A 13,938-nucleotide genomic window follows, 5' to 3' on the forward strand; every position below is an offset into this window, starting at 1 on the left:
GATTTTGGGAATTCGAAGTTTTGATTTAATTTTATTGGAAAAACATCAGAAAGTTTCGGTGGGGTGTTGCAATTGGCTATTAAATAACGGATTTATTACAGAAAAAAAACGATGGCGTTATACCATCGTTTTTCCTTTAAAGAAATTAACGTTTATTAATTTCTTCCATTAAGATTTGATTTGTTAATTGTGGATTTGCTTGTCCTTTTGAAGCTTTCATAATTTGGCCTAAAAGTGCTTTAATTGCACGTTCGTTACCGCCTAAGAAGTCTGCTACAGATTTTTCATCCGCATCAAGAACCGTTGTTACGAAACCACGGATTACTTCTGGGTCTGAAATTTGGACTAAGCCTTTTTCTTTTACGATTTTCGCAGCGTCCCCACCATTTGTTACAAGTTCAGTGAATACTTTCTTCGCAATCTTAGATGAGATTGTGCCGTCAGAAATTAATTTCACCATGCCTGCTAAGTTTTCTGGTGTTAATGCTGTATCTTTTAATTCTTTTTGCTCTGCGTTTAAGTAAGCTGAAACATCGCCCATTAACCAGTTAGCAGAAAGTTTTGCATCTGCTCCAGCAACTGTCATGGCATCGAAGAAATCAGAAATTTCCTTGTTCATAACAAGTACTGTCGCATCATATGCAGTTAAACCTAACTCTTCTACATAGCGTGCTTTTCGTGCATCTGGTAATTCTGGAATCGATTGGCGAATGCGCTCAACCCACTCATCTGAAATTGAAAGGTGCACTAAATCTGGCTCTGGGAAGTAACGGTAATCATCCGTTCCTTCTTTAACACGCATAAGCAATGTTTTACCAGTCTTTTCATCATAACGGCGTGTTTCTTGCTCAATTTCGCCACCTGACATTAATACTTGCGCTTGACGAATTTCTTCATGCTCAAGGCCTTTACGTACAAAGTTGAATGAGTTTAAGTTTTTAAGCTCAGCTTTTGTACCGAATTGTTCTTGACCGTATGGACGTAACGAAACGTTCGCATCACAACGTAAAGAACCTTCCTCCATACGCACGTCAGAAACGCCCGAATATTGGATAATTGATTTCACTTTTTCAAGGTAAGCATACGCTTCGTCTGGTGTACGGATATCTGGCTCAGATACGATTTCCACAAGTGGCGTTCCTTGACGGTTTAAGTCTACTAATGAATAACCATCAGCATGTGTCAATTTACCAGCATCTTCTTCCATATGAAGGCGCGTAATACCGATTTTTTTCTTGTAACCCGGTTTGCCGTCTTTTGCTTCAATTTCAATTTCAACCCAACCATTTTTACCGATTGGTTTATCGAATTGTGAAATTTGGTAAGCTTTCGGATTATCCGGATAGAAGTAGTTTTTACGGTCGAACTTAGTTTCTTGTTCGATTTCCATGTTTAACGCTAAAGAAGCGCGCATCGCATAGTCTACTACTTGCTTATTTAATACTGGTAAAACACCTGGGTAACCAAGTTCAATTACAGATGTATTTGTGTTTGGCTCTGCACCAAAGAAGTTAGGTGAAGCCGAGAAAATTTTCGAGTTTGTTTTTAACTCCACGTGAATTTCTAAACCAATGACTGTTTCAAAGTTCATGTTATTTTACCTCCCATAATGCTGGAGTTTGTGTGTTGAAGTCTGTTTGTTGCTCATATGCATAAGCAACACGGTAAATTGTTTCTTCATCGAAATGTTTACCGATAATTTGTAAACCTAGTGGTAAACCATTTTCAAATCCACATGGGATCGAAATTGCTGGTACACCTGCTAAGTTAATAGGAATCGTTAAAATATCATTTGCGTACATTGTCATTGGATCTTCAACGTTCGCACCTACTTCAAATGCAGGTGTTGGTGCTGTTGGTCCAATAATTACGTCGTAGTTTTCGAAAACTTTGTCGTAATCCGCTTTAATTAATGTACGTGCTTGTTGTGCTTTTTTGTAATATGCATCATACGTACCTGCTGATAATGAATACGTACCAAGCATGATACGACGTTTTACTTCATCACCGAAACCTTCAGCGCGTGATTGTTTGTAAAGCTCTAATAAGTTTGTCGCATTTTCTGAACGGTAACCGTAACGAATACCATCGAAACGAGAAAGGTTAGATGAAGCTTCTGATGATGAAAGAATATAATAAGCGGCTAATGCGTATTTAGAGTGAGGAAGTGAAACCTCTTCTACTGTTGCGCCTTGTGCTTTTAATACTTCTAATGCATCTAATACAGATTTTTTCGCTACTTCGCCAACACCTTCACCTAAAAACTCTTTAGGAACGGCGATTTTTAAGCCTTTAATGTTGCCATCAAGTGCTGCTGCGTAGTTTGGTACTGGCACATCAGCAGAAGTAGAATCCATTTCATCTACACCTGAGATTGCTTCTAATAATAACGCGTTGTCTGTTACGTTACGTGTAATTGGTCCGATTTGATCTAAAGAAGATGCAAATGCAACTAAACCAAAACGAGACACACGACCGTATGTAGGTTTCATTCCTACAACACCACAGTAAGCTGCTGGTTGACGGATTGAACCACCTGTATCAGAACCTAATGAGAATGGTACTTCACCTGCTGCTACTGCTGCTGCCGATGCACCTGAAGATCCGCCTGGTACGTGGTTAAGATTCCAAGGGTTTTTTGTCGTTTTGTACGCTGAGTTTTCGTTTGAAGAACCCATTGCAAATTCGTCCATGTTTAATTTACCGATTGTTACCATACCCGCATCGCGAAGTTTTTGTACAATCGTTGCATCGTAAATTGGCATGAAGCCTTCTAAAATTTTAGAAGCACAAGTCGTTTCTAATCCTTCAGTTACGATATTATCTTTAACCCCAATCGGCATACCGAAAAGTGGTCCGCGCTCCTCGAAAGGAACTTGATCTAGCTCTGCTGCACGAGCAGTTGCTTGTTCTTTATTTAAAGCTAAAAACGCTTGAACATCTCCGTCCAACTTTTCCACGCGAGCAAATGCTTCGCTTGTTAAGTCTGTAATTGTCAGTTCACGCGATTTTAAAGCTTCTTGTAATTGTGCTGATGTGCGCTCAAATACTGTCATATGACATGTCCCTCCTTAAATTATTCCATAATTGATGGTACTTTAATTTGACCTGCTTCTTGGCTCTTTACATTAAGCATTACTTTTTCAATTGGTAAGCCTTCTTTAGCTACGTCTTCACGCATTACATTTACAAGTGGTAAAACATGTGATGTTGGTTCTACGTTCGTTGTATCTAATTCATTTAGCTGCTCTGCAAAGTCTGTAATTTTGCCAAGTTGTTCAGCAAATTTCTCTGCTTCTTCTTCTGTAATAGCAAGGCGAGCTAAGTGCGCTACGTGTTTTACTTCTTCTTTAGATATTTTCGCCATTTCTTACACCTCCAAATTTCGAATCAATTACGCCACGGCTAACTTTTGTCCAGATTTAGAATTGGGGTCTGCACGATGCAGGTCAGTTAGAAGTTGTCGCATGAACGCGACGAACTTGGCTAACACCCTAAGTTCATTTCTATCAATTACGCCTCGGCGTAATTGCGTCCAGATTTTTTCGAGCTCGCTCGAAAAACTTCCCTTAAAAATCTGTGGCATCCGCCGGGGCTTAACTTGATTCAGCCGGGGTTTGAACCCCCACTGAATAGAATTGCCTTTTTGGCATTCATCCCCCACTTATAGAAGTAGGGGACTTCTGCTGAATTAAGTTAAAATATCTGTGACATCCGCCGAGGCTTTATATTCATTCAGTGCGTGCTAGAACACCACTGAACGAATATAAACCATGCCAATAATCATACCATTTTTCCCTGTAAAAATCACAAATCCGACGAAAATTTCAGCAAACTGTAGGAAGTTACAGGTGTTCTTTACCAATTTAATGCAATAAACAGTTAAAGTGTTTTTTTAGTTAGTAAAATGTGAAAAAACCATCATCTTAATCCTAAAATTAAAATAATGGTTTTCTCCATTCTTTTCAATCATTAATCATAAATATGAATAAATGGCTCGTTGTTATTCGGTTCCTTTTTGATTAATACTTCTGGTCCGTTAACCGAAGTAATACTAACCGTAATTAATAAATCTTTTGGTAAATGAGTCAGCAGTAATCCAGTTAAATATTGTGTGAATCCTGTAATTTCAGCTGTCCCATAAAATTGAATGGGTATTTCGATATCAAGCTTTTGTATTTTTTTATTTTGATAAAAACCTGTTGCAAATACACTTGTGAAGTTCGAGAAATATTTGTCTACATCTTGCTTAAAGTTTAAGAAATCCTTGTTCATATCACGGTACATTTCATCCGGTGAGGACATCGGGAATTTCACGTATTTTTCATGAACGTCTTTCCAATCTCCTAAAGCCGATTGGTTCGCATCAACCGAATTGTAGGCAAAATATGTACCTGGAACAATCGAATTACGCTCTTCTTGCTTAAATAGTGCAATGACAATCGGTACTTCAGCCAACTCTGAACGCGCTCGAAGTCGATTAATCACTTCTTGCGCAATCTTTTTCCCTTCTTTTTCTAGCTCTTCATCCGGGATTTTTTGCTCGAAAAATTCTCCATACTGTTCTTTTTGATAGTAATAGACTGAATTTAATGCCAAGCCAATGGAAATACCTGAAAGCGTTATTTTATTGTTGTCTGTTTTTGTTAAGTAATTTTGTTCGATTAAATGTGCTAAATACACTGGCGCCTCTGTTGCTCTAACCGTCGCCTCCATCTCTTGCCCTGTCGCTTCATCAATGCTCGATGGGTTGAGTCCTTGATATTCAGGTCCTTTATCTTTCGTCTGATTTGGACGAGCTAGCCAATACTTTAACATTTCTTCTGATAAATATTGTCCCTCTTGAAAATAGTATTTTTCGGTATCAAATTTATTTTGAGACACACGCATTAAACCTAATTCGGCCTCTTTCATATCGTACTTTGTAAAAATATTCGATACGACTAATCCACGGCTTGCACTTTCTTTATAAGGAATCAATGTTTTATAGTAATTATCGCTTATTTGCTTATTTGGGATTATTGTCGTTTCTACTTCTTCCGAATCAGATTCCTGAGTTAACTCATTGTTTGGTGTAGGCTTCGGTGCACATGCAGCGAGAAGCAAAATAGCAAGCATTGCCGGCACCCAGCGATATTTTTTCATGAGAATAAACCTCCTTTACTAGTGTAATTGTTCAATTAGGCGGTTTTCATCCCAAATTTCAATGCCGAGACTTTGTGCTTTTTCTAGCTTAGAGCCCGCATCTTCACCAGCGATTACAAGATTTGTTTTCTTACTTACACTTCCTGCAACAATACCGCCTAACTGTTCTATTTTCGCCTTCGCATCATTACGTGTCAATTGTTGAAGTTTCCCAGTAAGCACGATCGTTTTTCCTGCAAATGGATTGGCACCGACCTCAACGACTACTTTTTTACCAGTATAATTCATATTCACATCGACATCTTTTAAACGGCTTATTAATAGTTGAATTTGTTCATTCGCAAAATAGGCAACGATGGATTCCGCCATTTTATCACCAATTTCATGGATAGCCGTTAATTGTTCTTCTGTCGCCTCCATTAATGGATCGATCGTTTCAAAATGCTCTGCTAATATTTTGGCTGCTTTTTCACCCACATGTCGAATACCTAAACCAAATAATAGCTTTTCTAATGAATTGCTCTTTGATTTTTCAATTGCTTCGACTAAATTGGTTGCGGATTTTTGCCCCATTCTTTCAAGTGGAAGAAGCATTTCAATCGTTAATAAATATAGATCTGCTACATCTTTAATTGAACCTTCACGCAGTAGTTGCTCGACCACTTTTTCACCTAAGCCGTCAATATTCATCGCGTTACGTGACACGAAATGCTTTATACCCTCAGCAATTTGCGCCGGGCATAACGGGTTAATACAGCGCAATGCCACATCACTTTCAACGCGAACAACTTCCTCATCACATGCAGGACAATGGGTTGGCATTGTATATGGAATCGTATCATCTGGGCGCTGCTCAAGCACGACACCAACAATTTGCGGAATAATGTCCCCTGCTTTTCTTACAATGACCGTGTCGTTAATGCGAATATCCTTTTCACGAATTAAATCTTCATTATGAAGAGATGCGCGGCTCACGGTTGTACCCGCAACAAGAACAGGTGTTAAAATGGCTGTTGGTGTAATGACGCCTGTACGCCCTATCGTTAGCTCGATATCTACAAGCGTTGTAACGACTTCTTCTGCAGGGAATTTGTAGGCAATTGCCCAACGTGGAGATTTTGCTGTAAAACCTAACTCATCCTGTTGTGCAAATGAATTCACTTTAATAACGATACCATCTATTTCATAAGGTAAATTTGGACGTGCTTCTGTCCACTTTTCTATAAACGCTAAAACCTCTTCAATTGTTGCACATGATTGTCTTTCTTTATTTGATGGGAAACCAAGGAGCTCTAAATAATCGAGCATTTCACCATGCCCATCAATGCCATATGCCTCGCCATCTCCACCAATCGAATAAATAAACGTTGATAAATTACGACTTGCTGCTATTTTCGGATCTAGCTGACGGAGAGATCCTGCTGCTGCATTACGTGGATTCGCAAATTGCTCTTCCTCATTTTCACGACGTATTTCATTGAGATTTTCAAATGATTTTTTCGGCATATACGCTTCCCCACGTACTTCCATCGTTAATGGTTCTTTTAAGCGTAGTGGTATGGCATGAATTGTCTTTAAGTTCATCGTAATGTCCTCACCAACAGAGCCATCGCCACGTGTTGCTCCTTGCACAAATACACCGTTATCATAGCGTAATGAAATAGCAAGGCCATCAATTTTCAGCTCACATACATACGAAAAATTATCTCCAATTGCTTGGCGGATTTTTCGGTCAAAATCACGTAAATCCTCTTCATTAAATGCATTGGAAAGACTAAGCATCGCTGTTTGATGCGTCACTTTTTGGAAGCCCTCAACAACCGCTCCACCGACACGTTGCGTTGGAGAATCAGGATAAATGAATTGCGGATTCGCTTCTTCAAGTGCGATTAATTCGTGCAAAAGTTGATCGTATACACTATCCGCCACTAGTGGCTTGTCTTGCACATAATACGCATAACCGTACTCATGAAGAAGCTGACCTAGCTGTGCAATTCTTTTTTCAATTTCATTCATTTTAATATCCTCCTAAGCTTTTTGAATCGGTGCAAATTTTGCTAATAAACGTTTAATACCTGTTGGTGCTGGGAATGCAATGTCCAATTCCATGCCATCTCCCTCACCTTTTACACTAACGACCATGCCAATGCCCCATTTTCCGTGACTTGCCTTGTCACCAATTTTCCAATCAAATTGACTGCCACCTGTGTTTGCAAGACGTGAAGTTTGTGACGCAGGATTTTGCACAGCACCTAATGAACGTTTCGTCGGCATTCGATCATAACGATTCGTTGCAAATGGTAAAGATGTATCGCGGTATGAAGCACCACCTGACTTGGAAACTTGCTCGATTACATCTTCGTCAATTTCACGCAAGAAGCGAGACGGTGCATTATAACCAGTACGTCCAAAGATTGTACGTGAGCCTGCACATGTTAAGTACAGCCTTTGTTCCGCACGAGTCGCACCGACGTACATCAACCTTCTTTCTTCGGCCATTTCCTCTTCACTTTCCAATGAACGAGAATGCGGGAAGATATTTTCTTCCATGCCAATGATGAAAACAACCGGGAATTCTAGCCCTTTTGCGGCGTGCATTGTCATTAATATAATCGTCCCTTTTGCTTTCTCTTCTTCATCTAAAGAATCAATATCAGCTACTAGTGCAAGGTCCGTTAAAAAGGCCACAAGTGATTGATCCTCACTGCGTTTTTCGAATGCTTGTGTAACCGTTAAAAACTCTTGAATGTTTTCAAGACGACTTTCTGCTTCAATTGATTTTTCCGCTTCTAGCATTTTGCGGTAGCCTGATTTTTCGATAACTTCTTCCACAAGCTCTGTCACAGACAAGTCATTTTGGCGCTCACTTAATGAACGAATCATATTGTAAAATGCTTCAGCCGATGCAGATGCCTTCCCTGTGAGTCCCATAAAGACAAGCTCACTCATTGCATCAAAAATCGAACGGTCTTGCTCGATTGCATATTGGAGCATCTTATCAAATGACGTCGCACCAATTGCTCGTTTTGGCTCATTAATAATGCGTGCTAGTGATAAATCATCATCATTGTTCGAAATTAGACGTAAATAGGCAAGTAAGTCTTTAATCTCTTTGCGGTCATAGAATTTTGTTCCGCCAACAATTTGATAGTTCATATTCGATTTGACAAGGACATCCTCAATAACACGTGACTGTGCATTTGTACGATAAAGTATAGCGAAATCATTCAGCTTATAGTCTTCATCCTTCATCAACTTTTGAATCGTTCGAACGACATACTGCGCTTCATCTTGCTCATTGCCCGCTTTGTAAAGTTGAATTTTTTCGCCCTCTGCATTGTCTGTACGCAATACTTTTTTATAGCGATTTTTATTCTTTTCAATGACGCTATTTGCTGCTTGTAATATACGTTTTGTCGAGCGATAGTTTTGCTCTAACATAATAACTGTTGCTTCTTTATAATCCTTTTCAAACGATAAAATATTTGTAATATCCGCACCACGCCAACGATAAATCGACTGATCCGAATCCCCAACAACACAAATATTACGGAATTTCTTCGCAAGCATTTGAACTAGCAAATATTGGGCTTTATTTGTATCCTGATACTCATCGACGTGAATATATTGGAACTTATTTTGGTAAAATTCGAGCACATCAGGTGCCTGCTCAAATAGACGAATTGTCAGCATAATTAAATCGTCAAAATCAAGACTTTGGTTTTGCTTTAGACGTTTTTGATAGCCCCTATACACCTGTGCCACTATTTTTTCAAACGGATTATGTGGATTTTGATTCGCTTCGAACTCCGAAACTGTAATACATTCATTTTTCGCTGAACTAATCGTATTTAAAATAGCACGTGGATCATATTTTTTCGGGTCAATATTATCCGTTTTTAAAATGTTTTTAATGACACTTAACTGATCTGAACTATCTAAAATCGAAAAGCTTTTCGTATAGCCTATGCGGTCAATATTGCGTCGTAAAATGCGCACACACATGGAGTGGAATGTCGATACCCACATCCCATCCGTTGTACCATTTCCAAGAATGGCGTCAATTCGTTCACGCATTTCACGTGCCGCTTTATTTGTAAACGTAATCGCTAAAATTTTCGAAGGATATACTTGCCGCTCAACAACTAAATAGGCGATGCGATGCGTTAAAACTCGAGTCTTTCCTGAACCTGCACCCGCCATAATTAGTAGTGGTCCTTCTGTTGCTTTCACTGCTTCTGCTTGCTGTGGATTCATGCCTGTTACTAAACTATTTGCAATATGATCCATACTACACCATCCAATCAAAAGAACGTTTGTTCCTATTATATATTACTTTGATCAATTACGCATCTGCGTAATTGCGTCCAGATTTTTTTCGAGCTTAGGGCCACAGGACGTGGGTCAGTCAGCCGTTGTCACACGATGTGACGTCTTTAGGCTGATTTCCTCTTTCCCTTAAAAAATCTGTGACATCCGCCGAGGCTTAACTTGATTCAGCAGGGGGGTGAACCCCCACTGAATAGAATTTCCTATTTGGCATTCATCCCCGCTTACGGAAGTAGGGGACTTTTGCTGAATTAAGTTACATTTTTCACTGCTTGCACTGTTTTTAACGCCACTTTTAAATCATCGTATATAATATTTCCGACAATGATTGTATCCGCATAGGCAGCCATTTCTTTTGCCTGCTCTGGTGAAGTAATGCCACCACCATAAAACAGTTTTGTATCATTTAACACTTCACTTACCGCGCTCACAATTTCAGTATCGCCATAAGTTCCGCTATATTCTAGATAAAAAATCGGCAGCTTAAAGAATTTTTCAGCCATGCGTGCATAGGCAACTACATCATCTACCGTTAAATCCGTTTTGGCATTTGTCACTTGTGCAACTTTACAATCTGGATTCAGCACACAGTACCCTTCCGCAACAAGCTCTTCCCAAATTAAAATATCACCGTATTCCTTAATGGCTTCATGATGTAAATCTTTTACCCAACGCGTCTCTGTACTATTTAATACAGATGGAATGAAGTAGTAATCATAGCCTGGTGTAATACTTTCTAAGTTTGAAATTTCTAAAGCAATCGGCACTGAAAAGCGACGAACGCGCACTAACAAATCTAAAACACCATCTAGTGTTACATCATCCGTGCCCCCCACTAAAATAACATCCGTTCCTGATTCACAAATTTGCTCCAGTGCTTCGTCAGAAATTTCCTTTGCAGGATCTAATTTAAACACATGTTGCCAATTTAAATATTCCATTATTATATCCACCTGTTCATCTTAATTTATCGTTAACTTCCCATCTACAAGTATAGCGAAGTTTCTAGAAATATTAAAAGACTGAGCAAATAAAATGCCCAGTCTTTTCATTCATTTCATTTTTTGCTCCATCTCACTTCGGTTCAAATGGTTTTTCATCAGGATACAAGCGTCCTAGCATTTCATCATACGTATCGTTGCCGTAATCAAAGCAACGGCGAACACGTGAAATCGTTGCTGTTGAAGCACCCGTTTCTTTTTTGATCGTCTCATACGTTTTCTTTAAACGTAATAAATGTGCTACTTCAAAGCGTTGTGCTAACGATTGGATTTCACTGATTGTGCATAAATCATCAAAAAACTTATAGCATTCTTCAATATCCTTTAACTCAAGGACCGCCTTAAATAACTGCTCGGTTTGATGACCACGAATCTTTTCGATTTGCATATAGCTCCCCCATTCCTCTCTATTGTGAATATGTAACAGATGACGCGAGCCCTGGTGACGTCGGTACAAAATGAACCCATGTTTGCCCTGGCACTAGCTTCACTTCAGATCCATCTTCCTCAATGGCAACTAAAAAGCCATCTTCATTTTTCCATTTTACTTCACGCATCATTCCACTTTGGAAAACATATGCGTTCCCGCCATTTTTAATATTGATCGCGCGTCTACCTTCATTATCAATAATTTGATGTGGCATCTCAAAAAATAAAACATTTGCTAATTCGATTGGCTGCTGTGTTACATAATCGATTGTTTGGACATTTGCAGAAAATCTAGCATAACGATTTGTTTCCGAATCAAATACATACTGGCTATTAAATTTCCCGTTCGTACTGTAGTTTATCGCTACTTCACTAGCCTGTGTTCCTATTTTAACACTATCTTCGCCTTCATAAAAAGGATAAGATACTTTTTTCTGATAAAGTAGTGAAGCACCTATTTTTTCTGCGCCTGCAACTACATTTTCACCTGAAATATAGGAATTATGTGGGGCCTTTCGCTCAGAAGAACGATTGAAATAAATGCCATCATATTGCATCCCATTAATTCCCTCAACCACTCTCTTATCAAGCATCGATTTCGCCTCTGGACTATAGCCATGCGCTAAATAAAAAGCATCTAACCCTTTCGCAATATCGATAAAGTAAGAGCGTGCACTACGGATTGGTCCAATTGATTGTGGAATTTTCGACTGATACAACGCTAAAAATCTCGTTACATCTCCTTCTGCAAGCATTTCATATACGACATCTGCTTGTGCTAAACCCGATTGAGGACGTGCTAATGGGTGATTATTGATCGTTGCAACAATGGGGCGCGTCGTCATTTCATCGGCAATTGGCTCACCTGTAAACGGTGTAACAAACGGCAGCTCTTCTTCCGCATCTGCAACTAAAACTTCTTCCTCTTGTTCTTCAATTTCTGCTTCTGGCTGCTCCACCTGTTCTTTGTCCGAACAGCCTGCTACAACTGCCGCACTTAAAACCGCTGCAATCAAAAAAACGCGCTTCTTCATTTTATTTTCCTCCTACTCGAATCAATTACACCTCAGCATAGTAGTCCCCCACTTATAGAAATGGGGGACTGTCGCTGAAGCAAGTTAACGCATAACGGACGGTAGCATCACCGTATTTTTCATGACATCGAAAATCCCTCTTGGTGTAATACGGATATATGGTAAATGCGTTGATTGTAAAAATAGTAACGTATAAATTGCATCCGTATGATGATAGCCACGTTCATTTAAAGCAGCCTTTAAATCTAGTTCTAGTTGAATAACGTCCTCCACTGGACCATCAAAAATTGAACCCGAAAAAGCTAACGGTAAAGATGTCACAGCTTGCCCACCTTCTACTAATACGATGCCGCCATTCATTTTCTTTAATTCATTAAAAGCATGCTTCATGTCTTCAATACTTTTTCCAATTAAAATAATATCGCCTGTATTGGAATAAGAAGAAGCAAAGCCTTGTACATGTGTGGCAAAGCCTTTCAGCATTGTATTAATACGCCATGCTCCATCGCGATCAACTAACATTAAATAGCTTTCATCATGATCTGTTGACAATGTATTTTTCCCCTGAGTGGAGATGCTATATGGTTTTGTTATAACATCATTCACCATCTCAATCCCGATTGGCATTGAAAATTGGAAATCTGCATCTGTTAAATCAAAATCAATTGTCAATTTCCCAAAATCGGATAAATCCATTTCTGGGAATGCTTGTTGATCTACATTGTCCCGCTTCAACCACACGCCTTTCGAAAGAACAGCTTCTGGAGTTGGTGAATTTTCATCTGATAAAATATTAATAGTAGCATAACGCCCCGTCGCAATAATTCCATGTAAATTAGACATATCATAATAGCGCGCAACATTGTATGATGCCATATTATACGCGTCAATTGGGCTAACACCCGCTTCTAGTGCCGCACGAATACATTTATCAATAACGCCATCTTGATGGAAGCTCGGAGTTGAACCGTCCGTTGTCATCATTAAGTGGTCAAAAATCGGATAGCCTCGCTCGACAACCCCTTTTAACAACTGTGGTAAATCTGGGCGAATCGAAGAATAACGTAGCGTCACTGCATAACCATGTAAAATACGCGCCTCTACATCTTCAATTGTCATCGCTTCATGATCTCCATCAACACCAAACAAACGCATTTTCGCCAATGTTTTATCGGAAGCTCCTGGGAAATGACCTTCCACTTTCTTGCCTTTAAGATTCGCTGCTTGAATCCAATATAGCATTTGATCATCCCCACGAGTTAAACGAGGCCAACCTGTCAATTCGCCACCTAAAACGACATCAGGACGCTCTAACCATTCACATACCGAAGCATTCGAATAGAGTTCACCTTCGTTTTCAAGTTCTGTTTGCGAATCAAATCTCGCCCACCAATAATATGAAAATGGCAATTGACTTAAATTATCCATCAAAGAAAACGCTTTCTTATTATTTAATAAAGAAACGAGCGTCATATTATCTGAAATAAATGTCGTTGTACCCGATTGTGCACAAAACTGCGCAAAGCTATGTGGATTATACAGTTGGAACGGATGTACATGTGGCTCAATATATCCAGGCACAACGGTTTTACCCGTCATATCAATTATTTCCGTACTTTCTATATTAGCTGGCATTTCCCTTCCAACATACACAATGCGATCACCGGAAATCCAAATATTCCCTGTCAACCATTGCTTAAAAATGCTATGCAAGTATTTTGCATTTTGCAGCACGAGATTAGGAGCTACTTTCCCATCAATAATACTCACTTGTTCACGAATATCTTTAATTTTCCATTTGACTTCAGACATAATAAAACGCTCCTCTCAATTATCGAAATTTTATCAATTACATATAAGATATTTAGTAGAAATGGTAAAAACAATTCCTTTTCGAACCTATTTTTATCGTATCATAGCACTTTCACAAAGCAAAGTATTATAGAAAAAAATTACAATTTAAAAAGTACGGTAGCAAAATTTCTACCGTACTTCCCAAC

The 13,938-nt window shown here is 39.1% G+C and carries 10 protein-coding genes; all 10 read right to left on the minus strand.

Annotated features, from left to right (window positions below; all coding sequences use genetic code 11):
* Positions 1–145: 145 nt before the first annotated feature.
* Positions 146–1,591 (minus strand): Asp-tRNA(Asn)/Glu-tRNA(Gln) amidotransferase subunit GatB, encoded by a 1,446-nt coding sequence (gatB, locus tag MHI10_RS19145; protein WP_340788300.1) that lies wholly within the window; start codon positions 1,589–1,591, stop codon positions 146–148.
* Position 1,592: 1 nt separating this feature from the next.
* Positions 1,593–3,056 (minus strand): Asp-tRNA(Asn)/Glu-tRNA(Gln) amidotransferase subunit GatA, encoded by a 1,464-nt coding sequence (gene gatA / locus MHI10_RS19150; RefSeq protein ID WP_340788302.1) that lies wholly within the window; start codon positions 3,054–3,056, stop codon positions 1,593–1,595.
* A 20-nt stretch (positions 3,057–3,076) separates the two neighbouring features.
* A complete protein-coding gene (gene gatC / locus MHI10_RS19155; protein WP_340788304.1) occupies positions 3,077–3,367 on the minus strand; it encodes an Asp-tRNA(Asn)/Glu-tRNA(Gln) amidotransferase subunit GatC in 291 nt (96 codons plus the stop codon).
* A gap of 605 nt (positions 3,368–3,972) precedes the next feature.
* Complete coding sequence (locus tag MHI10_RS19160; RefSeq protein ID WP_340788305.1) at positions 3,973–5,145, minus strand: CamS family sex pheromone protein; 1,173 nt, start codon at positions 5,143–5,145, stop codon at positions 3,973–3,975.
* Between the two features lie 18 nt (positions 5,146–5,163).
* Positions 5,164–7,161: an NAD-dependent DNA ligase LigA gene (ligA, locus tag MHI10_RS19165; RefSeq protein WP_340788307.1), complete on the minus strand. Its 1,998-nt coding sequence runs from the start codon at positions 7,159–7,161 to the stop codon at positions 5,164–5,166.
* Positions 7,162–7,173: 12 nt separating this feature from the next.
* Complete coding sequence (pcrA, locus tag MHI10_RS19170; protein WP_340788310.1) at positions 7,174–9,435, minus strand: DNA helicase PcrA; 2,262 nt, start codon at positions 9,433–9,435, stop codon at positions 7,174–7,176.
* Between the two features lie 290 nt (positions 9,436–9,725).
* Entirely contained in the window at positions 9,726–10,418 is a 693-nt protein-coding gene (locus MHI10_RS19175; RefSeq protein WP_445683232.1) for a heptaprenylglyceryl phosphate synthase, read from the minus strand.
* Positions 10,419–10,548: 130 nt separating this feature from the next.
* Positions 10,549–10,863: a YerC/YecD family TrpR-related protein gene (locus MHI10_RS19180; RefSeq protein WP_057984852.1), complete on the minus strand. Its 315-nt coding sequence runs from the start codon at positions 10,861–10,863 to the stop codon at positions 10,549–10,551.
* Positions 10,864–10,882: 19 nt separating this feature from the next.
* A complete protein-coding gene (locus MHI10_RS19185; protein ID WP_340788318.1) occupies positions 10,883–11,938 on the minus strand; it encodes a DUF3048 domain-containing protein in 1,056 nt (351 codons plus the stop codon).
* Between the two features lie 84 nt (positions 11,939–12,022).
* Positions 12,023–13,750 (minus strand): adenine deaminase C-terminal domain-containing protein, encoded by a 1,728-nt coding sequence (locus MHI10_RS19190; RefSeq protein WP_340788321.1) that lies wholly within the window; start codon positions 13,748–13,750, stop codon positions 12,023–12,025.
* Positions 13,751–13,938 lie beyond the last annotated feature (188 nt).

The organism is Solibacillus sp. FSL K6-1523 (assembly GCF_038005225.1).
GTDB lineage: Bacteria > Bacillota > Bacilli > Bacillales_A > Planococcaceae > Solibacillus.